The organism is Campylobacter sp. CFSAN093233 (assembly GCF_011068165.1).
GTDB lineage: Bacteria > Campylobacterota > Campylobacteria > Campylobacterales > Campylobacteraceae > Campylobacter_D > Campylobacter_D jejuni.
In genome coordinates this window covers 16,784-41,323 of record NZ_JAAMWY010000004.1, presented here as the reverse complement: position 1 = coordinate 41,323, position 24,540 = coordinate 16,784, and the positions used below count along the sequence as shown (strand labels likewise).

Here is a 24,540-nt window from a genome sequence, read left to right as displayed (position 1 = left end):
TTTAAGCCTTTAAAAATTTCTCTTCTAAAGCGATTTGATCTTCAAAATTTTCTCTTTGACGGATCAATCTTACCTGTCCTTCTTCAAGGGCTAATTCGCAAACTTTATTACGAGTATTGTAATTACTGCTCATGCTAAAACCATAAGCTCCAGTATTTTTAATAACCATTATATCACCACTTTGAGTGCTAGGCAAAGACCTTGCTTTAGCAAAAAAGTCTCCACTCTCACAAATTCCACCTACAACATCACATAAACTCTCTTGGGCTTGATTATAAGGTAAGATTATTTCATGATAAGCCTCGTATAAACTTGGGCGTATAAGATCATTCATCGCTCCATCTACTACAACAAAACGCTTGGTTTTATTTTGTTTTTCATAAAGCACTGAACAAACAAATTCTCCACTTTTAGCAACTAGATACCTTCCAGGCTCCATTCCTATAGTTAAATCAAGCCCATGAAGTTGTGCTAATATACCTTGTGCATAATCATAAAGATCAGGTTCGCACTCATTTTTTTCATAAGCCACACCCAAACCACCGCCTATATCAAAAAATTTAAGATCGATTTGCAAGGCTTTTAACTCTCTTACAAGTTTTGCAACAATGGCTGCTGCTTCATGAATGGGAGAAATATCTAAAAGTTGCGAACCTATATGAAAATGCACTCCAACGGGCTCTAAAAAAGATGAATTTTTTATATAAAGATACATTTTTCTTGCTATATCAATTTCGACACCAAATTTATTTTCATTTAATCCTGTAGAAATATAAGGATGAGTTTTTGCATCAACATTTGGATTAACACGAATGCTGATTCTTGCCTTTAGATTAAGTTCTTTAGCCACACTTTCTAAAAGCATCATTTCAGCTTCGCTTTCAAGGTTAATATATAAAATATCATATTCTAAAGCTTGTCTTAACTCTTCTTTGGTTTTTCCTACTCCACTAAAAATAATCTTATAAGCTTTTGCTCCTGCTTTTAAGGCACGCTTTACCTCGCCTATACTCACACAATCAAATCCACTATCTAAATTTGCAAGCATTTGCAACAAACTTAAATTTGAATTGGCTTTTACAGCGTAAAAAATTTGAGATTTTCTAGCCTTAAAAGCCTCTTTGAGATTTAAAAAACGCTCTTTTATGAAATCAAAATTGTAAATATAAAAAGGGGTATTAAATTCTTGTTTTAATTGTTTATAATCCATATTTAACCTTTAATTTTTATAATTTTACTACACAAAGCTTAATTTATCGATGCTTATAATACATATAAGCACTTAAACAACCCAAAATTATAATAGGCACTACAATGCCAATTTCACTTGCAATCACACTATTTTCGCTTAATCTAGTAAGCAAAAACAAGACTCCCCAAATCATCAAAGTCACTACAAAAGCTACAAAAGTTACAATAGCAAGATTAAAAAATCTTGCTATTACAGGAAAAAAATAATACATAACAAGCATTAAAAATGGTGCAAAAAAAGGAGTAAAAACAAATTTATAAAGATTGATTTTAAGAGTATCTGTATTGACATTTTGTGCCTTAAAAAGCTCAAAACTTTCAAGTGCATCAGATATTGAATAATCACTATTACTAGCAACCCCTTCTATAATCTTTGGTTTAAAACCCTCAAGTGATTTAAGCTCGGAGAAATCTTGTATCTTTAAACCATCATTAGCAAGTTCATAATTTTTAGGTAATAATGTAATATTACCATCTCGCAAAATCCAGCTTTCACCTTCAAAATGGGCATTTTTAGCACTTACAAAAGAGCTTAAATTTAAATCATTAATATTAAAAATTTTTATATTTTGAGCACTATTTTGTCCATTGTTTATCTTTGAAATATAAACAAAATTATTGTTAAATTTCAAAAACACTTCTCCACTTTGATTCATAATAGTGCCATTTTTTAAAATATTTCTCTTATAATCATTTGCATAAGCAAAAGAAGTAAAATTCAATCCTATATAAATACAACAAAAAAATAAAGCCCATAAAAAAGGAAATAAAATCACATAATTTCTACTCAGTCCTAACGCATAAAGACTTACAAATTCATTTGCTCTGATCATAGAAATCAAAGAAACTACCAAAGCAAAAATCAAAGAAATGGGTAATACATAAGGCACTGCCGAAAAAGATAAAAACATAACATAAAGCAAATCAAGATTTGCGGCTTTTGGTAGATCTTTAAAATTTAAGAGTAAATCAATACCGCAATAAAAACCAAGTAAAGAAAAAAATATAATAAAAAAATTTTTTAAATAAATCCCTGAAATAAAACGAAAAAATATCCACATCTTAAGCCTTTAGGCTGTATTTGGATGATATAGCAGACAAATCATCATTTTCAATAAGCTCAAGCAAAGCTTTTTTTGTATGCTCTAAAACTTTGCTTAAAGTTATTTCTTCTTCGGATTTAAATTTACCTAAAACATGGGAAATCACATTTTCACCCTTTCCCACTCCTATACGCACTCTTTCATAGTCATTTCCACATAAAGTATCTATGCTTTTAAGCCCATTATGTCCACCACTTGAACCGCCTTTTTTAAAGCGCAAGGCTCCTAAATTTATATCTATATCATCATGGATAACTATCATTCTTTCGCATTTATAAAAATCATTCACTGCTTTTACGCTAAGTCCTGAATTATTCATATAAGTACTAGGTTTAAGAAGAAGTAAAGAAGAACCTATTTTAAAAAGCTCTCCTTTAAATTTAGAGTTTGTAAGATTTGTAAAATTGCTTTCTTTTAAAAGTAAGTCAATTAGCATAAAACCGACATTATGACGGGTATTTTCATACTCTACGCCTATATTGCCAAGCCCTACGACTAAAATCATCTAGCTTTTTCTACACCTACAACCGCTACTCTATCAGCATCAATCATAGTTACTCCCGCAGGAACTACAATATCACGAACAAGTAAAGCATCACCCACATCAAGTTTACTTACATCAAGTTCGAAGAAATTTGGTAAATTTTCAGCTGCACATTTTACTTTTAATCTTCTTTTTGATTGGATTAAAACACCTTTATTTTTAAGACCTATAGCTGTTCCTGTGATTTTAACTGGAACCATGTATTTAGAAATCACACCTTTTTGTGCAACTTTTAAATCCACATGTTTAAGTTCTGCAGTTACAGGATCTTTTTGATAATCTACAACTACAACGCTTAAAGTTTGAGAACCTACTTTTACATCAAAAATTAAAGTAGTTTTTTTACGAACTTCCTTAATAAACTCATTTACTTTAAAAGCGGCATTGATGTTTTCTAATCCTTTTCCATAGATGTTTGCGATTAGATAACCATCTCTTTTTAAAGCTTTAGCAGCTTTTCTACCGATACTCTCTCTAACGATGCCTTCTAACATCTTTTGTCCTTTCTTAAAAAATGAGCTTTGATTATATCTAATTTTGGCTTATGGAAAAGTAAATTTATAGCTTCTTTTAATTTCTTTAAGATATAATTTGTTTTATAAATTATGTTAATTTAAGGCTTCATGTGAATGAAAAATTCAATATCAATATAGCTTGGTTTTTAATAATCTTAGGCGGGATTATAGAATGTTTTTGGGTAAGTGGACTTAAGTATTCTACAGAAATTTGGCACTATATTTTAACAGCCATTGGGGTTTGTATTTCTTTTACTTGTTTTTTAAAAGCTTGTGAAAGACTTGAAGTAAGCATTACTTATAGTGTTTTTGTAGGCATTGGCACTATAGGAGTGGTTTTAAATGAAATGTTTATTTTTAATGAGGCTGTTTCTATAATTAAACTTGTGCTTATAGCGATTTTACTTTTAAGCATTATAGCCCTTAAATGGGTAAGCAAGGAAGCTTAGTTATGGAATGGTTTTATTTGTTTTTAGCTACTGCCTGTGAAATTTTTGGCGTGGTGATCATGAAAGAACTTGTAAGCACTAAAAACAAGCTTTACCTTTTAGCTTTGATAGTGTGTTTTGGATTTTCTTTTACTTTTTTAAGCTTAAGTATGCAAAATATCGCTATGAGCGTTGCTTATGCTATATGGACAGGAGCTGGAACCGCTGGTGGGGTAATGATAGGAGTGCTTTTTTATAAAGAAAGTAAAAGTTTTTTGAAACTTTTTTTAATCGCTGTGATTATTACTTGTACAGCGGGTTTAAAATTTCTTTCTTGAGGATTTTTTGTGCAAATTTATGTAAGTGGAATACATACTGATGTAGGAAAAACACATTTTAGCGCAGCTTTTTGTGCGAATTTTAACTATGATTATTTTAAACTCATTCAAGCAGGAACTCCAACAGATAGCGAGTTTATTGCAAAATTTAGCCCAAAAACAAAGATTTTTAAAGAAGGTATTTTTTTGCAAACTCCAGCTTCTCCTCATCTTGGAAAAATCAAAGAAAAGCTTGATTATAAAGCCTTAGATATCATTTTACCAAAAAGCAAAAACCTACTTATTGAGCTTGCGGGTGGGCTTTTTTCTCCTATGGATGAAAATTACACTATGATTGATTTTGTGAATATTTTCAAACACCCTACGATTTTGGTAGCAAAATACTATCTTGGAAGCATTAATCATATCTTGCTTAGCATTGAAGCTTTAAAGCAAAGAAATATCAATCTTTTAGCCCTTGTAATGATGGGTAAAAAAGATATCTTACAAGATGATTTTATAAAAAATTATGCAAAAATTCCTATAATCAATCTTGATTTTTTTGATGAAAATAGCATTTTAAATAAAGATTTTAAAGAGCAAATGCAAGAAATTTTACAACTTAAAATTCCTTAAAAATCTGCTCTAAACTCTCTAGTACATAAACGATTTGTTCTTTTGTGATGATGTAAGGAGGCATAAAATAAATCGTATTTGCTAAAGGTCTTAAAAGCAAACCTTTTTCTAAGGCTTTTTGAAATACAAAAAGTCCTACGCGTTTATACTTGGTGCTTAAAATATCAAAAGCACTGATCATCCCGCAAGTTCTAAAATTACCCAAAAAGTCAAATTTTTCAAGTCTTGAAAATTCTTTTTTGATAAACTCGCTTAAAATTTGATTTTTTACTAAAATATTTTCATCCTCAAAGATATCTAAAACCGCATTTGCTGCCGCGCAAGCTAAGGTATTTCCCGTATAGCTATGAGAATGTAAAAAAGCCTTTTGGCTTTCATAAGTATCATAAAAAGCATTATAAATTTCATCTCTTGTAAGCACTACAGAAAGTGGCATAAATCCACCCGTTATCCCTTTTGAAAGGCAGATAAAATCGGGGCTTTGTTTGCATTGATGTAAGGCAAACAAAGTTCCTGTGCGTCCAAAGCCCACTGCAATTTCATCAAAAATCACTTGCACTCCAAATTTATGGCAAAGCTTTATGGCCTCATCAATAAACCCTGCTTCATACATATGCATATTTCCTGCACATTGCACCAAGGGTTCAAGTATAAAAGCACAAATTTCACTTGCATTTTTTTCTAAAATATCTTTTAAAATTTCAAGCTCTTTAGTGTAGTCTTTGCCTTGTGGCACAGGCGTGCTTAAACACTCTAAAAGCAAGGCTTTGTAAGTATCTTTATAAAGTGCAACATCGCCCACACTTAAGGCTCCTAAGGTTTCACCATGATAAGAATTGCTTAAAGATAAAAATTTACTTTTTTTCACTCCCTTATTTAAATGATAATGAAAACTCATCTTAAGTGCTACTTCAATGGCACTTGAGCCATTATCCGCATAAAAACATTTATTAAAATCATGCCCCACTTTTTCACAAAGTCTCGCAGAAAGCTTGATGATGGGCTCATGTGTAAAGCCTGCTAAGATCACATGCTCTAGCTTATCAACTTGTTTTTTAATGGCATTTGTGATTTTTTCATTACAATGACCAAAAAGATTGACCCACCAAGAACTCACACAATCCATATAAGCTTTATCATCAAAATCATAAAGCCATACACCTTTTGCTTTTTTTATAGGAATTAAAGGTAGAGTTTCGTGATCTTTCATTTGTGTGCAAGGGTGCCAAATGTGTTTTAAATCGAGATTTTTTAAGATTTGATTTTGCATTATAACTTCTTTTTTAAAAATATTTTGGCAAAATAATACTTTAAATTTTTAAATTTACAGGAAAAAAATGAAGCTTGAAAAAATTTTGCAAGATCTAGAGCAAAATCACAATCTAAGAACTCTAACGCCTTTAAAACATGAAAATAAATTTGTTTATAAACAAGATCAAAAACTTTTAAATTTAGCAGGAAATGATTATCTTTATTTGGCGTCTTCTAAAGAGTTAAAAGCTGAGTTTTTAAACACCCTAAAAGAGCAAGATTTGTTTTTTTCAAGTTCGAGTTCAAGAAGTTTGAGTGGAAATTTTGAAATTTATGAAGAATTAGAAAGTTTTTTAAAGACTAAATTTAAAGATAAGGAAATTTTACATTTTAATAGTGGTTATCATCTAAATATCTCTTGTATAGCAGCACTTTCTAGCGTTTCTAAGACGCTTTTTTTAGCCGATAAATTTATTCATGCAAGTATGATTGATGGCTTAAGACTTGGCGAGGCTGATTTTTTTCGTTTTCATCACAAAAATATGAATCATTTAGAGAGTTTAATCCAAAAACATTATGAAAATTATGAAAATATCATCGTTTTAAGCGAAGCTTTGTTTAGTATGGATGGAGATTTTAGCGATTTTAAAACTTTGTGTGAGCTTAAAAGACGTTATGATAAAATCAAGCTTTATATAGACGAAGCACACAGCGTGGGTTGTTTTGATAAAGAGGGTTTGGGGCTTGTTAAAAAACTAGCCTTAGAAAATGAAGTGGATTTTTTGGTTTTTACCTTTGGAAAAGCCATTGCTTCCATGGGTGCTTGTATAATATGTGATGAAAAATATAAAAAATTTTTCATCAACAAAGCTAGAGCTTTTATTTATTCTACAGCTTTGCCACCTATTAATGTAGCTTGGACACAATTTATTTTTAAAAAAATGCCTTATTTTAAGAAAGAAAGAGAAAAATTAGAACTTTTAAGTACTTTTTTTAAAAGTAAATTGCAAGAAAAAAATCACACTGTTTTAGGTGATGCTTATATTATTTGCTTGCTTTTAGGTGAAAATAAAAAAGCCTTAGAAATTTCACAAAAACTTCAAAAAGCTGGTTTTTTTGCTCCTGCGATTAAAGAACCTACTGTGCCAAAAAATACAGCTAGAATTCGTTTTTCTGTACACACAGGACTTAACACAGAAGAACTTGAAAGGATAATAGAGCTTTTATGAAATATGAATTTTTATGCAAAAATCCTGATTCAAAAAAACTTATAGTGGTATTTGGAGGGTTTGCTTCATATCCTAGTCATTTTTCGCATTTAAAAAGCGATAAAAATGTGATTTTATTTTATGATTATGAAAATTTTGATTTAAATTTTAATTTCAAAGCTTTTGATGAGCTTTTTTTAATCGCTTTTTCTATAGGGGTTTGTGTGGCAAATAGACTTTTAAAAGAGCTTAATTTTAAGCAAAAAATAGCCATAAATGGTACAAATTTAGGCATAGATAAATCAAAAGGAATTCATCCTACAATTTTTAAAAAAACCCTGCAAAATTTTAAATTAGAACATTTTAAAGAGGCTTTATTTAAAGAACGCAAAAGCTTAGCCAAAGATTTTATTTTTAAAGATGAAAAATCTTTGAAAATAGAGCTTGAAAAACTTTTTGACTTTGCTTTAACAAAACAAGAAGAAAATTTGCTTTGGGATAAGGTTTATTCAAGTAAAGAAGATGAAATTTTTCCACCAAATGCCTTGAAAAATAGTTTTAAAAATTTGATTTTTTTAGATGAACCGCATTTTGCTTTTTTTCATTTTAAAACTTGGGATGAGCTTTGAATTTTTTAAAAGCAAAAGATTATGAAAAACATGCAAAAGTGCAAGATTTCATGGGTTTAAAACTTTGTGAAATTTTAAAAGATTTAAAAATTTCACATTTTGAAAAAGTGTTTGAATTTGGTTGTGGTAGGGGTGAATTTAGCAAAAAACTTCAAAATTTCATTACTTTTAATAAGTATTTAAAAAACGATATTTTAAACTTTAAAGAAAATTCTAATATTTTAATTTTTGATATGAATGAAATTGCAAAACAAGATTTAAGTAAAGAGAAATTTGATCTTATTGTTTCAAATGCAACTTTGCAATGGCTTGATTTAAAACGCATTATACTAAGTCTTAGAGATATGCTAAATCAAAATGGAATTTTACTTCTTTCTACTTTTGCAAAACAAAATTTAAAAGAAATCAAACAAAGTACGGGGTTTGGTTTAAATTATTTTAGCTTAAATGAATTAGAACAAATTTTTAAAGTCTATTTTAATGAGGTAAAAATCACTCAAGAACTCGTAGAATTAAGCTTTGATAATGCTTTAGAAGTTTTTAGACATTTAAAATTAAGCGGGGTAAATTCTTTAGGTTTTTATCCTTTAAATAAATGTTTTTTAAAAGATTTTGAAGAAAAATTTCAAAACAAACTCACTTATCATCCTGTATTTATTTTATGCAAAAATGATATAAAATGATTTTTTTGTGTTATAATCCAAAAATTAAATTTTTACACAAGGAAAGCTAAATGAAAAAGTTTATAGTATTTTTTGGGATTTTGTTTTTTACCTTACATCTAAATGCGCAAAATTTAAGTATTTTTGTAGCTTCTTCAGCTTCAAAGGCGATGAGTGAAGTTAAAGATGAGTTTTTGAAAACACATCCAGAAGATAAAATAGAATTGGTTTTTGGTGCTTCTGGAAAATATTATGAGCTTTTAAAACAAGGAAGAGAATTTGATCTCTTTTTTTCAGCGGATACTAAATATGCTAAGGCTATTTATGATGATAAAAATGCTTTAATAAAACCAAAAGTTTATGTTTTGGGAGTTTTGGCTTTGTATAGCTTGGATGAAAATTTACTCCAAGGAGGCGTTGAAAATTTAAAAGAAAAGGCAAACAAAATCACGCATCTAAGCATAGCCAATCCTAAAGTAGCTCCTTATGGAGTAGCAGCTAAAGAAGTGCTTGAAAATTTGGGTTTAAATGAGCTTCTTAAGGATAAAATCGTTTTAGGCGAAAATATCTCAGTGCCTGTTTTACATGTAGATAGCAAAAATTCAGATATAGCTATAGTGGCTTATTCTTTAGTTTCTTCTATCAATCATCCTAAGGGTAAGGCTGTTATAATTGATGCAAAGTATTTTAGCCCTTTAGAGCAAAGTTATGTCATCACAAAATACGCTAAGGATAAAAAATTAGCCTTTGAATTTAACGAATTTATTGGCTCTTCAAAAGCAAAAGAAATTTTTAAAAAATACGGATTTAGCACACCATGAACCTTATAAAAGGACAAATTTGTGAGCTTTTAAATCAAGAGGATATAGTTATTGTTAAAATACTTTCTAAAGAAGTGATTTTTAGTGTTTTAATGCTTGAATTAAAATCTTTAGAAAATTTAAAAATTGGTGTGAGTGTAGAACTTCTTTTTAAAGAGCATGAGCTTTGTTTTAGCGCAAGCAAAACTCTTTTAAGTGTTGAAAATTCTTTTTTAGCTAAAATTACAAAAATTAAAAAAGGCAAACTTTTATATCAGGTATTTTTTGATTTTAAAGGTAATGAACTTTCTAGTATTATCACCAAAGAAAAAGCTTTAGAACTTGAAATTTGTGAAAATCAAGAATGGCTTTGTTTTGTAAAAGCAAATGATATTGTATTAAGGAGTCATAGTGCTTGATCCAGCTTTTTTACAAACCCTTTATCTTACTTTTAAACTTGCTTTTATCACGACTTTTATCCTTTTTTTTATCGGTGTTTTTTTAGCTTATTTGTTAAGTTTTGTGCATTTTCCTTTTAAAACAATCCTTCAAAGCTTTATTTCCTTGCCTTTGATTTTACCTCCTAGTGTTTTGGGATTTTATTTGCTTGTAACTTTTTCGGCTAATAGTTTTTTAGGGCAAGTTTTAAAAGAATATTTTAATCTTTCTTTGGTTTTTAGTTTTGAAGGTCTTGTTTTTGCTTCTTTGATTTTTTCTTTGCCTTTTATGGTAAATCCTTTGCAAAGTGCCTTTTCATCGATCAATCCAAATTTGCTCGATGCTTCTTATAGTTTAGGTAAAAGTAAAATTTATACTCTTTTTAGAGTGATTTTACCTAATTCTAAAGCAGGAATTTTTAGTGCTTGTGCGATGAGTTTTGCCCATACTGTGGGTGAATTTGGAGTCGTGATGATGATAGGAGGACATAAACAAGGTGAAACTTTAGTGGCTAGTATAGCTATTTATGATGAACTTGAAATCTTAAACTATAGCTTAGCCCATCAATATGCTTTTATATTGTTTATTTTTTCTTTTTTAGTACTTTTTAGTCTTTATTTTATCAATAAAAAAATGAGTTTTCAATGATAAGAATTGATATCAATCATCCTATGAATACCGCTAAAGGAAGACTGGATTTAAATTTTAAAAAAGATATAGAATCAGGAAAAATTACTGCACTTTTTGGCGAAAGTGGAGCAGGAAAAACCACTCTTTTAAAAATCATAGCGGGACTTATAAAGCCTAAATTGGGGCGTATAGAAGTAGATAATGAACTTTGGTTTGATTCTTCAAAAAATTTTAGTTTAGCTTTACAAAAAAGAAAAATTGGTTTTGTTTTTCAAGATTATGCGCTTTTTCCAAATATGAATATAAAAGAAAACATCGCCTATGCCGCTAGTTCTAAAGCAAAGGTTAGCGAGCTTTTAGCCTTAATGAAGCTTGAAAATTTAGCTAAAATTTATCCTAAACATTTAAGTGGGGGGCAGGCACAAAGAGTAGCTTTAGCAAGAGCTTTAGCAAGAGAACCAAAAATCTTGCTTTTAGATGAACCTTTGAGTGCTTTGGATTTTAAAATGCGTGCCAATTTACAAGATGAATTAACCAAGATTTTAGAGTATTTTAAAATAAGTACTTTATTGGTAAGTCATGATCTAGCTGAAATTTATAAGTTAAGTCATAGAATTTTAGAGCTTAAAAACGGAAAAATTATTAAAGATTTTCCTAAAAATGAATTTTTTACTCATTCAAATATCAGCGCAAAATTACGCTTAAGTGCAACTTTGCTAGAAATTAAAAAAAGTGATATTTTAGTGGTTTTAACCTTGCTTTTAAATCAAGATATTATTAAAATCACTCTTAGTGAAGAGGAATTTCTAAAAGCTTATCAAGATGTAAAAATCGGCGATACGCTTTTGCTATCCATAAAAGCCTTTAACCCTATCATCGTAGGAAAACTTGATAAATAAGAGCAAAAATTTAATTTTTTAATGAGTACTTTAAGTGTACGCAAATCATACAATTAAGTATTTTTGCATTTTACGAAATACTCACTAGCCATCATTTTTAACTTTTTTTTACAAGTTCATCTAAATATTTTTCTAAAATTTTTTCTCTTTTATATAAATCTTCAAATTTATCAATATCTAAATTTAGCGCGAAAGCCTTATATTTATTTTCATCTTTTAAATACACAAAACCTACAATCCAAGCAATTTTTTGCTCATCATTAAAACCTGTTTTTCCAAAAAGCTCTAAATTTTCCATATTTTTTAAATAAATCATTTCCTTAACACTATTCATTGCTTCTTGAGAAAAAGGTAAGCTATTTTGTGAAAGTCTAAAAAGCAAAATTGCTTGTTCTTTAGCGCTTATTTTTAGTGAGTTGTCAAGCCAAAAAGTATCGATCTTGGAAATTTTAGCATTACCATAATGAAGCTTGTTTAAATATTCTTGCATAGTTTTGATACCAATTCTTCTTGCCACTTCTTTAAAAGCAAGAACATTAGAATATTTTATAGCTGAACTTAAATTCATATCTTGCGCCCAAGAAGATAAAAATACTTTTTCACCTCTATAGTGATAAAAAATTTCTTTTTTAGTTTTTATCACACCACTATCAAGTGCAATTAGAGCATTAAAAATTTTAAAAGTGGAAGCGGGAGAGAAAGTCTCCATAGCCCTTAAAAAGTCGTTACTCGCCCAAGTTTTTCCATCATAAAAAACAAAAGTGCCGCTTGTATTATACTCTTTAAACCAATTATTTAATATCTTATCTTGCCCAAACACTAAATTTAAGAAAAGTAAAAATAAAGTTATTTTTTTCATAAAATATCTTTCTATTTAAATAATTTTAAACAAAATACTTTTTAAAGCTTTATTTTCTTTAAATATCCTTTAACATGAACTGAAATTTTCTAAAATTGTAACCATTAAAACAATCCATTAATTAAATATATTTTGTTTTATCGTTTATTTACTATTTATGAAAATTTATATGCTAGTTTTTTGCTTACTATTTTATAGCTAAACGAGGTATTTTAAATGAGAAAAAGTATTCTTAGTTTTTTGGAAAAAAAGGCCAAAAATGAAAAAATAACCATGGTAAGTGCGTATGATTATCATAGTGCAAGAATTTTAGACAATAGCGATATAGATATTATATTGGTTGGAGATTCATTAGCTATGACAGTGCTTGGCATGCAAGATACTTTAAGTGTTACTATGGATGAAATGTTGATTTTTACCAAAGCTGTTTCTCGCGGAGCTAAAAAGTCTTTCGTACTTGCTGATATGCCTTTTATGTCTTATCAAAGTTCAGATCGTGACGCTATCTTAAATGCCTCAAGATTTATCAAAGAAAGCCACGCAAATGGGGTAAAAGTGGAAGGGGGTATAGAAATCGCAAGTAAGATTAAATTGATTTCCCAATCAGGAATACCCGTCGTTGCTCACCTAGGACTAACCCCACAAGCTGTAAATATGCTAGGTGGCTATAGGGTTCAAGGTAAAGATTTACAATCGGCCCAAAAAATTATAGATGATGCAAAAGCTGTGCAAGATGCGGGTGCTTGTATGTTGGTTTTAGAATGTGTGCCTGTAAAACTAGCACAAAAAATAAGCTCTATTTTAGAAATTCCAACAATCGGCATAGGTTCAGGCAAATACTGCGATGGACAAGTTTTAGTTTATCACGATCTTTTGGGTTTAAATAAAGATTTTAAAGCAAAATTTGTAAAGCATTTTGATAAAATTGATCCTCAAGTAGGAGTTGAAAAATATAGAGATGAAGTTAAAAGCGGTATTTTTCCTTCCCAAGAGCACAGCTTTGATTATTTAGATGATGAATTATTAGATAAATTATACTAAGGATACAAATATGCAAGTCATTACTTCTGTCAAAGAAGCAAAACAAATTGTAAAAGATTGGAAATCACATCAACTTAGTATAGGCTATGTTCCAACCATGGGTTTTTTACACGATGGACATTTAAGTTTAGTCAAACATGCCAAAACACAAGATAAGGTTATAGTAAGTATCTTTGTAAATCCTATGCAATTTGGGCCTAATGAAGATTTTTCTAGTTATCCAAGAGATTTAGAACGCGACATTAAAATGTGTCAAGATAATGGCGTTGATATGGTTTTTATCCCCGATGCAACTCAAATGTATCTTAAGAATTTTAGCACCTATGTAGATATGAATACGATCACTGATAAACTTTGCGGGGCTAAAAGACCGGGGCATTTTAGAGGCGTTTGCACGGTTTTAACTAAATTTTTTAATATCCTAAACCCTGATATAGTCTATATGGGGCAAAAAGACGCGCAGCAATGCGTAGTCGTTAGGCATATGGTTGATGATTTAAATTTTAATTTAAAAATTCAAATTTGTCCTATCATTAGAGAAGAAGATGGCTTAGCTAAAAGCTCTAGAAATGTATATCTTAGCAAAGAAGAAAGAAAAGCGTCACTAGCTATATCTCAAAGCATTTTTTTGGCTGAAAAATTAGTCCGAGAGGGAGAAAAAAATACTTCTAAGATCATCCAAGCTATGAAAGATATTTTAGAAAAAGAAAAACTAATCAAAATCGATTATATAGAATTAGTCGATTTTAACACCATGGAAAATATCGAAAATATCACTGATAATGTTTTAGGAGCGGTGGCTGCTTTTGTTGGAAAAACAAGACTCATTGATAATTTTTTAGTACAAGGATTAAAATGAATATCACTTTACTCAAATCAAAAATACATCGCGCAAGCGTAACAGAAGCTAGGCTTGATTATATAGGAAGTATAAGTATAGATGAAAAATTATTGCAAGCGAGTGGAATTTTAGAATACGAAAAAGTCCAAGTAGTCAATGTCAATAATGGCGCTAGATTTGAAACCTATACCATAGCCACGCAAGAAGAAGGAGTTGTATGCTTAAATGGTGCTGCGGCTCGTCTTGCAGAAGTGGGAGATAAGGTGATCATCATGTCTTATGCTGATTTTAATGAAGAAGAAGCAAAAACATTTAAACCAAAAGTTGTTTTTGTGGATGAAAATAACACTGTTACAAAAATAACAAATTATGAAAAACACGGAGCTATTTTCTAACATCTAGCTATTTTTGTAATTTTTTCTATCTTTTAATCCATTATTTTTGCTTATCTTAACTTCTAGTTTTTATAAACCACATCTTTTTTCATTAAAAATTTTTTTAAATTTTGTCCCTCTTTGATAACCTTGTTTTCCCTTATAAGTTCAAAACCATTTTTTAAGAAAAAATCTTTAGCACTTAAGGATGCGAAAGTGTAAATTTCATTATGCAAATAAGTTTTTAAAATAAAATCAAGTAAATTTTGTGCTAAACCTTGTCTAACAAAATCAGGATGAGTAAAAAGCAAATCAAGCAATTTCTGCTCTTGTTTAACACTTATAAAACTTGCGATTTTTCCTCTTTTTTCATAGACAAAGATCTCATCATATTTAAATTTTTCTTCCCATTGTTGTCTATCAATTTTAATCCAAGCACAAATTTGATCTTTTGTATAATCCTTAGCACAAAGTGTTTTTACGCTTTGCTCAAAAAGCGACAAACAAGCATTTAAATCTTTAATATCAGCTTTTCTTATCAAGTACTTTCCTTAAAGCCAAAGAAGCTAAAGCAAGTCCAAAAGAAGCTGTTACACCCATAAATGAACCAAGGTCTTTACAATGAGCTTCTTCATCAGAAAACACCACATCAAAATTTCCCTTAAAGCCTGATTTTCTAAGCTCATAACGAAATTTTTTCGCTAAAGCATCGCCGTGAGTTTTAAAAATACTTGTAGTTTTAATGCGTGTTGGATCAAGCTTTCTAGCTCCACCTGTTGAGGAGATAAAAATTTGTTTTTTAAAATCTATAAGATGAGCCAAAGCTACTTTTGCAGGAATATCATCAATGGCATCTATGATAAGATCAAACTCGCTTAAATCAAAATTTTTTAAAAAATTTTCATCGATTTTACTGACTATACCTTTAACCTTATAAATTCTTTCAAATACTTTAGCCTTTTCTTCGCCTATATTTTCGCTATGAATTTGGCGATTTTGATTGGTAATTTCAAATTTATCCGCATCGATTAAAGTAAGGTTTTTAAAACCACTACGATAAAGCGCATCAACGCAAATTCCACCCACTCCACCAAGTCCGCAAACCAAAACTTTTGTTTGTGAAATTTTTTGAAATTTTTCTTCTCCAACTAGCCATTTTATACGTGTAAATCTATCATTCATCATTTGCCTTTAACCATTTTTTAACTTTTTTCATTCTTTCATAAGCTGTAAGATCCAGCATTATAGGTGTTATTGTAGCGTAGCCTTTTTTAAGCAAGGCAATATCGCTATTTTTCTCATCTTCAAAGTCTAAATTCGCCGCTGCAAGCCAATAGTACTCCACTCCTCGTGGATTGACATTTGAATGGGCTTCAAAATTATAAACCCTTTTGCCTGCTTTACAAATTTTAATGCCTTTGATTTTTGATTTTGCAGGAAAATTGATATTTAAAAATTCTTTTTTTTCCAAAGGAAAACCTTTATCAAAAATATTTTGAATGATTTTTTTGGTAATTTGTAAAGCATTTTTATAGTCTAGTTCTTTTTCGCTTTTTTTATAAAATTGAGAAAGAGCGATAGCAGGAATTCCTTGTAAAACCGCCTCCATAGCTCCTGCGCAAGTTCCTGAGTAGGTAATATCCTCGCCTACATTAGCACCTTTATTAATCCCACTTATTACAAGATCAGGCAAACGCTTTTTGTATAAAGCATGCAAAGCAAGATAAACACAATCTGCTGGAGTGCCATCATCAAGTTTGTAAAATCTTTTTCCCACTTTAACAAAACGCAAAGGTTTGGTTAGGGTTATAGAGTGCGAACAAGCTGATTTTTCACTAGCAGGAGCTACTATGGTGATCTTGGCTTTAAATTCTTTTGTTAACATCTTAATGAGTTTTTTAAGTCCTTCGCTTTCATAACCATCGTCATTAGTGATAAGAATTTCTTTCATTGTCTTCCTTGCAAAAGATAAAAATCTGGATTTTAACATATTTTTTTAAAGCTTCATAGTATAAAATTTTAATTTTTAAATTATATAAATTTCGTATTATTTTTAATTATTTTTTTATTTTATATCGATTAACATTATTTAAACTATAAAAATATAAAGTTAGTAAGGATGGTTTAAATATGTTTGATTTTTTCAAACCTAAGGCAAAAGCTATTAAATTTCCTCTTTAGGAAATTTTACCTAGATATTACAAAATGAGAACTTGGAGTTTAAGTGGGGTTTTTATAGGATATATGGGATATTATCTTGTGCGAAATAATATCACTCTTTCAACTCCATTTATACAAAATCAACTTAATCTCAGTAAATCAGACATCGGAACAATCACAGGCTCAATGCTTATAGCTTACGGGATTAGCAAGGGTGCAATGAGCGTTATAAGCGACAAAGCTGGTCCTAAAAAATACATGGCTTTAGGTCTTATTTTATGTGCTCTTGTAAATGTTTTACTTGGTTTTTCAAATTCTTTTTACGCTTATGTAGGTTTTGTTATCGCGCTTGGGGTTTTTCAAGGTATGGGGGTAGGTCCTTCTTTTATCACTCTTGCAAACTGGTATCCTAAAAAAGAGAGGGGAATTTACACGGCCGTTTGGAATATCTCACATAATATAGGAGGCGGGATAGTTGCTCCTATAGTGTCGCTTTCTGGATTTGCTTTAGCAGCATTTTTAGGCGTAAGCTTAGCAGATTTTAATGAAACACATTAGCATATCAATCATTTTTATGTTCCTGCTTTTTGTGCTGTGCTTATTAGCCTTTATATGCTTTATGCAGTCAAAGGAAGTCCTAAAAATGAAGGTTTGGTTGATATTAGCGAAATCAACGAAATGAGAGGTATTAAAACCGAAGAAATTAAAGCTGTAGAAAGTCCAAATTTAAGCGGTCTTGAAATTTTTTATCATTATGTCCTTAAAAATAAAAATGCTTGGTATGTAGCTTGGATGGATACTTTTGTTTATATGGTGCGTTTTGGGCTTATTTCTTGGCTTCCTATTTACTTGCTAGAAACAAAAGGCTTTAATAAAGAACAAATAGGTATTGCCTTTTGGCTTTTTGAATGGGCTGCTATACCTTCTACTTTACTTGCAGGATATATTTCAGATAAAATTTTTAAAGGCTATAGAATGCCTCCTGCTATAGGCGCCATGGTGATTATTTTCTTTATGATTATTGGATATTTTACTTCAAATAATCTTTATATGGTTATTTTCTTTGCAGCTATGGCGGGGTGTTTAGTCTATATACCACAATTTTTAGCAAGTGTGCAAACTATGGAAGTCGTTCCTGCTTTTGCAGTAGGATCTTGTGTAGGATTTCGTGGCTTTATGAGTTATGTAGTCGGCGCTTCACTTGGAACAAAAGCTATAGGTTGGGCTGTGGATTACTATGGTAGTTGGAATGCTGGTCTTATCATGCTCCTTAGTGCTTGTATTCTTTGTATACTTTGTTCTACTTTATGTCATTTTAGCGCTAAAAAGAAGCATCAATAACAATTTTAACTTTTGCTTGCAAAAATACCAAGCAAAAGTTAGATTTAATAATATTTTTGTTACATTATAACTATTTATTAACATACAATTTCTAAAATCTTACCTTCAATCAATAAAAATTTATCATAAAAGGAAATACTATGAAAAAAATTATTACTTTATTTGGTGCATGTGCCTTAGCTTTTAGTATGGCAAATGCAGATGTAAACCTTTACGGACCAGGTGGCCCACACACGGCCTTAAAAGATATAGCAAACAAATATAGCGAAAAAACAGGCGTTAAAGTAAATGTAAATTTTGGCCCTCAAGCGACTTGGTTTGAAAAGGCTAAAAAAGATGCAGATATTTTATTTGGCGCTTCAGATCAATCGGCTTTAGCTATAGCGAGTGATTTTGGAAAAGATTTTAATGTGAGTAAAATCAAGCCTTTATATTTTAGAGAAGCCATCATACTTACTCAAAAAGGCAATCCTTTAAAAATCAAAGGTTTAAAAGATTTGGCTAATAAAAAAGTAAGAATCGTTGTGCCTGAAGGTGCTGGAAAGAGCAATACTTCTGGAACTGGAGTTTGGGAAGATATGATAGGTAGAACTCAAGATATAAAAACCATACAAAATTTTAGAAACAATATCGTGGCCTTTGTTCCAAATAGTGGAAGTGCAAGAAAGCTTTTCGCACAAGATCAAGCCGATGCTTGGATCACTTGGATTGACTGGTCAAAAAGCAATCCTGACATAGGAACTGCCGTAGCTATAGAAAAAGATTTGGTTGTTTATAGAACTTTTAATGTGGTAGCTAAAGAAGGTGCGAGCAAAGAAACACAAGATTTTATTGCTTATTTAAGTTCTAAGGAAGCTAAAGAAATTTTTAAAAAATACGGCTGGAGAGAATAAACCTTCATACACGCTTTTTAGCGTGTATTCTTGCATAACTTCTTTTAATTAAGCCAAAATAAGATAAAATGTTTAAAATATTGATAAGGAAATTTTTTGAAAACCTTTTTAGTTTGTGCTTTAGAGCCTTCAGCAAATTTGCATTTAAAAGAAGTTTTAAAAGCTTATAAAAAAGATTTTGGTGAATTTGAACTTCATGGGATTTATGATGAGAGTTTATGCAAAGAATTTGATTTAAATTCTAAACCACTTTATAGCTCACATGAATTTAGTGCTATGGGTTTTATAGAAGTTTTACCTTTGATTTTCAAAGCAAAAAAAGCGATCAAAGAATTAGTGAATCTAACTTTAAGCCAAACAATGGACGCAGTTTTATGTATCGATTCTCCCGCTTTTAATATCCCTTTTGCCAAGGCTTTAAAAAAAGCAGGCAATAAAATTCCACGCATTTATTATATCTTGCCTCAAGTTTGGGCGTGGAAAAAAGGTCGCATACCTATCATAGAAAGTCATTTTGATATTTTAGCTTCTATTTTGCCCTTTGATAATCAATTTTTTAACAAAAGCACCTATATAGGCCATCCGCTTTTAGATGAGATAAAAGAATTTAAAAATCAAGAAGACATTAATCATACATTTTCAAAAAAAGATGATGAAAAAACTATAGCCTTTTTACCAGGTTCAAGGCGTAGTGAAATTAGGCGTTTAATGCCTATTTTTAAAGAACTTTCTCAAAAATTTAAGGGTGAAAAAATTCTTTGCGTTCCCTCATTTAATCTTGAAAAATTAGAAGTTTATGGTGATATTAGCGAATTTAAGATAGAAAGTAACACTCCAAAAGTGCTTAAAAAAGCTGATTTTGCCTTTATTTGTAGTGGAACAGCTACTTTAGAAGCAGCTTTAGTGGGAACTCCTTTTGTTCTTGCTTACAAGGCAAAGGCTATCGATATTTTTATCGCAAAACTTTTTGTAAAATTAAAACATATAGGACTTGCAAATATTTTTTGTGATTTCGCTGGAAAAGAAGCTTTAAATCCTGAATTTTTACAAGATAAAGTCAATGTTTTAAATTTATATGAAGCTTACAATAAATATGATTATAAGGCATTTTTTGCTAAAGTTGATTTTTTAAAAGAATATTTACAATTTGGAAGTGCTAAAAATTTAGCAAAAATCCTAAACGAAATATAAAAGGGTAAATCATGCAAAAAGAACCAATGAGTCAATTTGGCTATGATAAGTTAGCCGCAGAATTAAAAGATTTAAAAGACAATCAACGCCCTGCCGTTGTAATAGAAATCGATACAGCAAGAAGTCATGGGGATTTGAAAGAAAATGCTGAATACCATGCTGCAAGAGAAAAGCAAGCTTTGATAGAAAGTCGTATTGCAGAGCTTAGTGACTTGCTAGCAAGAGCTCAAGTAATCGATCCTTCGAGCTATGAACACGATAGTGTGAAATTTGGTTCAAGTGTTGTGATCATGGATTTGGATACAGAAAAAGAAAGCAAATATACTCTAGTAGGAATTTGCGAAGGAAATTTAGATAAGGGTTATATTTCCATCGCATCTCCAATAGCAAGAGCTATGCTTGGGAAAAAAGAAGGGGATGATTTTAAAGTGCGTTTGCCAAAAGGTGAGAGTGAATTTGAAATCCTTTCTATAAATTATGAGCCTTTAAAATTTTAAGGATAAAAAATTTTACTACAAAATGGAGCGATTTTAATCGCGGATGCTCATGAAAATGAACAAAGAAAGGGATTTTGGGAATTTTTACAAGCCTTAAAAAAAGGTAAAATTTCCACCCCTCAACTCATACTTATGGGTGATATTTTCGATTTACTTATAGGCGAAATCTCTGCTACACATGAATTTGCTAAACCTTACATAGAACTTTTAGAAGAATTAGCCTTAAAGATTGAAATTATATACTTAGAAGGCAATCATGATTTTAATCTTTCTTGTTTTTTTAAAAAGGTAAAAATTTTTAACTTACAAAAGCAGCCCATAAAGCTTAATTTGCATACAAGTAAAGGTAATAATCTTGTTTTAAATAGTGCTTTTATAAAATTAGCTCACGGAGATATTTTTTTACCACCTCTTTTGCAATTTACTCTTAAAACATTAAGAAATCATTATTTGCTTGTATTTTTGAATTTTTTAAATATTATTACTCGTAATTTTATTTCAAATAAAATTCTTCAAAATCAAAACAAAAAAAACCTTTTTTATCAAATAAAAGATTTTGAAAATTTAGCGAAAAAAAGATATGAAAAATATGAAAATTTAGGATTTTGGGTATGTGAAGGACACTATCATCAAAATCATCAAATCAACAAAGAAAACATTAAATATCTTAACTTAGCTAGTTTTGCATATGAGAGAAGTTTTTTTGTAGTAGAATATCAACAAGAAATCAAATTTCGAGAACAGAAATTGAGGGGTCAAAATGTTTGATGAAAATATCGTGAAAACGGGTTCAAATGAAATGGAGCTTGTCGATTTCCGTATCTTTAAGCAAGGGCACGATAAAGTCTATGAAGGAATTTATGGTGTAAATGTTTCTAAGGTAAGGGAGATTATAAAAATCCCAAGCCTTACAGAACTTCCAGGTGTACCTGATTACATCGAAGGTATCTTTGATCTTCGTGGAGTGGTTATACCTGTAGTCAATCTTGCCAAATGGATGCAAATCACTGAGCCAGAAAGCACTATGCTAAAACCTAGAGTTATTATTACTGAATTTAGTAATATTCTTATTGGTTTTATAGTTCACGAAGCAAAAAGAATTCGTAGAATAAACTGGAAAGATATAGAACCAGCAACTTTTTCTACAGGATCAGGTGCTTTAGATAAAGGTAAAATTACAGGTGTAACACGCATTGAAAATGATGAAGTGTTGCTAATTTTAGATCTTGAAAGTGTTGTTGAAGATTTAGGAATTTACGCTCCAAAAACAGATATAGATTTTGGAAAAATAGAAAAATTTACTGGAACAGCACTTATACTTGATGACAGCATGACTGCTAGAAAACGCGTCAAAGAAATGATGCAACAGATGGGCTTTCAAGTTGTTGAAGCTAAGGACGGCGTAGAGGGCATAAACAAATTAGAAGAATTAAGCCAAGTTTATGGTGAAAGTTTAAACGATACTTTAAAAATTATAGTAAGCGATGTCGAAATGCCACAAATGGATGGTTTCCACTTTGCTGCACGCATTAAAGAAGATCCAAGATTTAAAGATATTCCTATAATCTTTAACTCATCTTTATCAAATGAATTTATGAATGAGAAAGGTGTTCAAGAAGCTGGTGGAGAAGGCTATCTTGTCAAATTTAACGCTAGCGATTTCTTCAATGAAATTGCAAAGGTTATTAAAAAACATCAATCTCAAGAACAGGGGTAAAATATGGAAGATATGCAAGAAATACTTGAAGACTTTTTGGTTGAAGCTTTTGAGCTTGTTGAGCAAATCGACCATGATTTAGTAGAGCTTGAATCAAATCCAGAAGATTTAGAATTATTAAATAGAATTTTCCGTGTTGCACATACGGTTAAAGGATCATCAAGCTTCTTAAATTTTGATGTTTTAACAAAGTTAACTCACCACATGGAGGATGTTTTAAACAAAGCAAGACATGGCGAGTTAAAAATAACTCCAGATATCATGGATGTGGTTTTAGAGTCTATTGATAGAATGAAAACTTTACTTAATTCCATTCGTGATAATGGCAACGATACTGCTATTGGTATGGATATAGAACCAATTTGCGCAAGATTAACAGCTATTTCAGAGGGAGAGTCTCCTGTTGTGGCAACAGATTCAAATGAAAAATCTACTCCACAAGCAGAACCAGAAGCACCAAAACAAGAAATAGCTACTCCAGAACCTGAAGTAGATGTTAATCAATTAAGTGATTCTGAAGTTGAAGCTGAAATAGAAAGACTTTTAAAAGTTAGAAAAGCTGAAGATCAAGCTCGTCGCGCACAAAAGAAACAAACAACAAATGTGGCACCTAAACCGACTAACAATACAGCAAATAAACCTACGGAAAGTGGAGAGAAAAAAGTTCCTGCTTCAGGTAGTAATGCTAGCAGTATGGATCAAACCATACGCGTGGAGGTAAAAAGATTAGATCACTTAATGAATCTAATTGGGGAGCTTGTTTTAGGCAAAAACCGTTTGCTTAAAATTTACGATGATGTTGAAGAGCGTTATGAAGGAGAAAAATTCCTTGAAGAACTTAATCAGGTTGTAAGTCAATTAAGTATTATTACAACTGATGTTCAGCTTGCTGTGATGAAAACAAGAATGCAACCTATAGCAAAAGTTTTCAATAAATTCCCAAGAGTTGTTCGTGATTTAAGTCGTGAATTAGGAAAGCAAATAGAACTTGAAATTACAGGTGAAGAAACTGAACTTGATAAATCTATCGTAGAGGAAATTGGCGATCCTATCATGCATATGATTAGAAATTCATGTGATCATGGTGTTGAGGATCCAGCAACTCGTGCAGCGAATGGAAAACCTGAAAAAGGTATAGTCCAACTTAAAGCTTATAATGAGGGCAATCACATCGTTGTAGAAATTACAGATGACGGTAAAGGACTTGATCCAAATGGCTTAAAAGCAAAAGCTATAGAGAAAAATTTGATTACCGAAAGAGAAGCAGATCAAATGACAGACAAAGAAGCTTTTGCTTTGATTTTCAAGCCTGGTTTTTCAACTGCGGCTAAAGTAACAAATGTTTCAGGTCGTGGCGTAGGAATGGATGTTGTTAAAACCAACATCGAAAAACTTAATGGGGTAATTGAAATTGATAGTGAGTTAGGTAAAGGAAGTTCATTTAAACTTAAAATTCCTCTTACCTTGGCAATCATTCAATCTTTACTTGTAGGAACTCAAGAGGAATTCTATGCAATTCCACTTGCAAGCGTTCTTGAAACAGTTAGAGTGCCAATTGATGATATCTATACTATCGAAGGTAAAAATGTATTACGCTTAAGAGATGAAGTGCTTTCTCTTGTGAGACTTTCAGATGTATTTGGAGTTAAACAAGTCCTTGAAAGCGGTGATCAAACTTATGTCGTTGTTATAGGGGTAGCAGAAAGCAAGCTTGGTATTATAGTAGATACTCTTGTAGGACAAGAAGAAATAGTTATTAAATCCATGGGTGATTATTTACAAAATATCCAAGGTATAGCAGGAGCTACAATCCGTGGTGATGGCAGGGTGACATTAATCATTGATGTAGGCGCTATGATGGATATGGCCAAAGAAATTAAAGTTGATATTAAAGCGCAATTAGAATCAAGTGCGAAAAAACCTAAAGAACAACCAAGTGATTATAAAGTCTTAATTGTAGATGATTCTAAAATGGATAGAACTTTAATGCAAAAAGCTTTAGAACCGCTAGGAGTTAGTTTAATCGAAGCAACAAATGGTGTTGAAGCATTGAATATTATAAAATCTGGCGAACATGATATTGATGCAATGCTTATAGATATCGAAATGCCAAGAATGGATGGATACACCTTAGCTGGTGAAATTAGAAAGTATTCTAAATATCGCAACTTACCATTGATAGCAGTTACTTCAAGAACAAGTAAAACTGACCGTTTAAGAGGTGTTGAAGTGGGTATGACTGAATATATCACTAAACCTTATTCTCCAGAATACTTGGAAAATGTGGTTAGAAAAAATTTGAAACTAGGATAAGA

At 30.8% G+C, this 24,540-nt stretch carries 27 protein-coding genes and 2 pseudogenes; 20 read left to right on the top strand and 9 right to left on the bottom strand.

Features of this window, described 5'->3' with window-relative positions; translation table 11 throughout:
• Position 1: 1 nt before the first annotated feature.
• The 4 genes from lysA to FBF15_RS02265 are packed head-to-tail and all read right to left on the bottom strand — an operon-like array spanning position 2 to position 3,392.
• Positions 2 to 1,210, bottom strand: coding sequence for a diaminopimelate decarboxylase (lysA, locus tag FBF15_RS02280; protein WP_165434544.1), 1,209 nt, complete (start codon positions 1,208 to 1,210; stop codon positions 2 to 4).
• A gap of 43 nt (positions 1,211 to 1,253) precedes the next feature.
• Positions 1,254 to 2,312 (bottom strand): LptF/LptG family permease, encoded by a 1,059-nt coding sequence (locus tag FBF15_RS02275; RefSeq protein ID WP_038816961.1) that lies wholly within the window; start codon positions 2,310 to 2,312, stop codon positions 1,254 to 1,256.
• A 1-nt stretch (position 2,313) separates the two neighbouring features.
• A complete protein-coding gene (pth, locus tag FBF15_RS02270) occupies positions 2,314 to 2,859 on the bottom strand; it encodes an aminoacyl-tRNA hydrolase (protein WP_002857525.1) in 546 nt (181 codons plus the stop codon).
• Entirely contained in the window at positions 2,856 to 3,392 is a 537-nt protein-coding gene (locus FBF15_RS02265; protein WP_002791314.1) for a 50S ribosomal protein L25/general stress protein Ctc, read from the bottom strand. The genes pth and FBF15_RS02265 overlap by 4 nt, the downstream gene beginning before the upstream one ends.
• Positions 3,393 to 3,523: 131 nt before the next feature.
• Between FBF15_RS02265 and FBF15_RS02260 the strand changes: the two genes are divergently transcribed.
• The 3 genes from FBF15_RS02260 to bioD are packed head-to-tail and all read left to right on the top strand — an operon-like array spanning position 3,524 to position 4,794.
• On the top strand, positions 3,524 to 3,862 hold the full coding sequence (locus FBF15_RS02260; protein WP_002810730.1) for a multidrug efflux SMR transporter: 339 nt from the start codon (positions 3,524 to 3,526) through the stop codon (positions 3,860 to 3,862).
• 2 nt (positions 3,863 to 3,864) lie between these two features.
• Positions 3,865 to 4,179 (top strand): multidrug efflux SMR transporter, encoded by a 315-nt coding sequence (locus FBF15_RS02255; protein ID WP_002783223.1) that lies wholly within the window; start codon positions 3,865 to 3,867, stop codon positions 4,177 to 4,179.
• A gap of 9 nt (positions 4,180 to 4,188) precedes the next feature.
• Positions 4,189 to 4,794: an ATP-dependent dethiobiotin synthetase BioD gene (bioD, locus tag FBF15_RS02250; RefSeq protein WP_002816248.1), complete on the top strand. Its 606-nt coding sequence runs from the start codon at positions 4,189 to 4,191 to the stop codon at positions 4,792 to 4,794.
• Here the strand turns inward: bioD and FBF15_RS02245 are convergent.
• Positions 4,781 to 6,064 carry an adenosylmethionine--8-amino-7-oxononanoate transaminase gene (locus FBF15_RS02245; protein WP_038816958.1) on the bottom strand — a complete coding sequence of 428 codons (1,284 nt, stop codon included), beginning with the start codon at positions 6,062 to 6,064 and terminating at the stop codon, positions 4,781 to 4,783. The genes bioD and FBF15_RS02245 overlap by 14 nt on opposite strands.
• Before the next feature lie 67 nt (positions 6,065 to 6,131).
• Between FBF15_RS02245 and FBF15_RS02240 the strand changes: the two genes are divergently transcribed.
• Genes FBF15_RS02240 through FBF15_RS02210 form a run of 7 tightly spaced genes read left to right on the top strand, consistent with a single transcriptional unit; the run spans position 6,132 to position 11,311 of the window.
• A complete protein-coding gene (locus tag FBF15_RS02240) occupies positions 6,132 to 7,274 on the top strand; it encodes a pyridoxal phosphate-dependent aminotransferase family protein (protein WP_165434543.1) in 1,143 nt (380 codons plus the stop codon).
• Positions 7,271 to 7,882, top strand: coding sequence for a pimeloyl-ACP methyl esterase BioG family protein (locus FBF15_RS02235; protein ID WP_038814210.1), 612 nt, complete (start codon positions 7,271 to 7,273; stop codon positions 7,880 to 7,882). Before FBF15_RS02240 ends, FBF15_RS02235 begins: the two co-directional genes overlap by 4 nt.
• Positions 7,879 to 8,565, top strand: coding sequence for a malonyl-ACP O-methyltransferase BioC (bioC, locus tag FBF15_RS02230; protein ID WP_038814211.1), 687 nt, complete (start codon positions 7,879 to 7,881; stop codon positions 8,563 to 8,565). The genes FBF15_RS02235 and bioC overlap by 4 nt, the downstream gene beginning before the upstream one ends.
• 50 nt (positions 8,566 to 8,615) lie before the next feature.
• The gene (gene modA, locus FBF15_RS02225) at positions 8,616 to 9,365 is read left to right on the top strand and encodes a molybdate ABC transporter substrate-binding protein (protein WP_038816957.1); all 750 of its coding nucleotides are present in this window, start codon (positions 8,616 to 8,618) and stop codon (positions 9,363 to 9,365) included.
• On the top strand, positions 9,362 to 9,763 hold the full coding sequence (locus tag FBF15_RS02220; protein WP_002857328.1) for a molybdenum-pterin-binding protein: 402 nt from the start codon (positions 9,362 to 9,364) through the stop codon (positions 9,761 to 9,763). Before modA ends, FBF15_RS02220 begins: the two co-directional genes overlap by 4 nt.
• Entirely contained in the window at positions 9,756 to 10,430 is a 675-nt protein-coding gene (gene modB, locus FBF15_RS02215; RefSeq protein WP_165434542.1) for a molybdate ABC transporter permease subunit, read from the top strand. The genes FBF15_RS02220 and modB overlap by 8 nt, the downstream gene beginning before the upstream one ends.
• A complete protein-coding gene (locus FBF15_RS02210; RefSeq protein WP_002816233.1) occupies positions 10,427 to 11,311 on the top strand; it encodes a sulfate/molybdate ABC transporter ATP-binding protein in 885 nt (294 codons plus the stop codon). Before modB ends, FBF15_RS02210 begins: the two co-directional genes overlap by 4 nt.
• An 84-nt stretch (positions 11,312 to 11,395) precedes the next feature.
• On the opposite strand, the pseudogene blaOXA reads toward FBF15_RS02210, so the two are convergent.
• Positions 11,396 to 12,170: pseudogene (gene blaOXA, locus FBF15_RS02205) on the bottom strand (OXA-61 family class D beta-lactamase).
• Positions 12,171 to 12,386: 216 nt separating this feature from the next.
• On the opposite strand from blaOXA, the gene panB reads away from it, so the two are divergent.
• From panB to panD, 3 genes are read left to right on the top strand one after another with little or no spacing between them, the layout of a single operon-like run.
• Positions 12,387 to 13,211 carry a 3-methyl-2-oxobutanoate hydroxymethyltransferase gene (gene panB, locus FBF15_RS02200; protein WP_002894798.1) on the top strand — a complete coding sequence of 275 codons (825 nt, stop codon included), beginning with the start codon at positions 12,387 to 12,389 and terminating at the stop codon, positions 13,209 to 13,211.
• 10 nt (positions 13,212 to 13,221) lie between these two features.
• A complete protein-coding gene (panC, locus tag FBF15_RS02195) occupies positions 13,222 to 14,070 on the top strand; it encodes a pantoate--beta-alanine ligase (protein WP_165434541.1) in 849 nt (282 codons plus the stop codon).
• Entirely contained in the window at positions 14,067 to 14,447 is a 381-nt protein-coding gene (gene panD, locus FBF15_RS02190) for an aspartate 1-decarboxylase (RefSeq protein ID WP_038813459.1), read from the top strand. The genes panC and panD overlap by 4 nt, the downstream gene beginning before the upstream one ends.
• A gap of 62 nt (positions 14,448 to 14,509) precedes the next feature.
• Here the strand turns inward: panD and FBF15_RS02185 are convergent, their stop codons facing one another.
• The 3 genes from FBF15_RS02185 to surE are packed head-to-tail and all read right to left on the bottom strand — an operon-like array spanning position 14,510 to position 16,377.
• Complete coding sequence (locus FBF15_RS02185; protein WP_038813461.1) at positions 14,510 to 14,968, bottom strand: GNAT family N-acetyltransferase; 459 nt, start codon at positions 14,966 to 14,968, stop codon at positions 14,510 to 14,512.
• Positions 14,952 to 15,611 carry a tRNA threonylcarbamoyladenosine dehydratase gene (locus tag FBF15_RS02180; protein WP_072233182.1) on the bottom strand — a complete coding sequence of 220 codons (660 nt, stop codon included), beginning with the start codon at positions 15,609 to 15,611 and terminating at the stop codon, positions 14,952 to 14,954. The genes FBF15_RS02185 and FBF15_RS02180 overlap by 17 nt, the downstream gene beginning before the upstream one ends.
• Positions 15,601 to 16,377, bottom strand: coding sequence for a 5'/3'-nucleotidase SurE (surE, locus tag FBF15_RS02175; RefSeq protein WP_002854555.1), 777 nt, complete (start codon positions 16,375 to 16,377; stop codon positions 15,601 to 15,603). Before surE ends, FBF15_RS02180 begins: the two co-directional genes overlap by 11 nt.
• A 254-nt stretch (positions 16,378 to 16,631) precedes the next feature.
• Here surE and FBF15_RS09590 point away from each other — a divergent pair.
• From FBF15_RS09590 to FBF15_RS02140, 7 genes and pseudogenes are all read left to right on the top strand, one after another.
• Positions 16,632 to 17,927, top strand: a pseudogene (locus tag FBF15_RS09590) (MFS transporter).
• Positions 17,928 to 18,067: 140 nt separating this feature from the next.
• The gene (gene peb3, locus FBF15_RS02165; RefSeq protein WP_002854295.1) at positions 18,068 to 18,820 is read left to right on the top strand and encodes an AcfC family glycoprotein adhesin PEB3; all 753 of its coding nucleotides are present in this window, start codon (positions 18,068 to 18,070) and stop codon (positions 18,818 to 18,820) included.
• Between the two features lie 96 nt (positions 18,821 to 18,916).
• Positions 18,917 to 20,011 carry a lipid-A-disaccharide synthase gene (gene lpxB / locus FBF15_RS02160; RefSeq protein ID WP_038816956.1) on the top strand — a complete coding sequence of 365 codons (1,095 nt, stop codon included), beginning with the start codon at positions 18,917 to 18,919 and terminating at the stop codon, positions 20,009 to 20,011.
• 11 nt (positions 20,012 to 20,022) lie between these two features.
• The gene (gene greA / locus FBF15_RS02155) at positions 20,023 to 20,508 is read left to right on the top strand and encodes a transcription elongation factor GreA (RefSeq protein WP_052773700.1); all 486 of its coding nucleotides are present in this window, start codon (positions 20,023 to 20,025) and stop codon (positions 20,506 to 20,508) included.
• Between the two features lie 9 nt (positions 20,509 to 20,517).
• On the top strand, positions 20,518 to 21,276 hold the full coding sequence (locus FBF15_RS02150; RefSeq protein ID WP_326844883.1) for a UDP-2,3-diacylglucosamine diphosphatase: 759 nt from the start codon (positions 20,518 to 20,520) through the stop codon (positions 21,274 to 21,276).
• Complete coding sequence (locus FBF15_RS02145) at positions 21,269 to 22,225, top strand: chemotaxis protein (protein ID WP_002873462.1); 957 nt, start codon at positions 21,269 to 21,271, stop codon at positions 22,223 to 22,225. Before FBF15_RS02150 ends, FBF15_RS02145 begins: the two co-directional genes overlap by 8 nt.
• 3 nt (positions 22,226 to 22,228) lie before the next feature.
• Positions 22,229 to 24,538 (top strand): chemotaxis protein CheW, encoded by a 2,310-nt coding sequence (locus FBF15_RS02140; RefSeq protein WP_038816953.1) that lies wholly within the window; start codon positions 22,229 to 22,231, stop codon positions 24,536 to 24,538.
• The last annotated feature ends 2 nt before the right edge of the window (positions 24,539 to 24,540 follow it).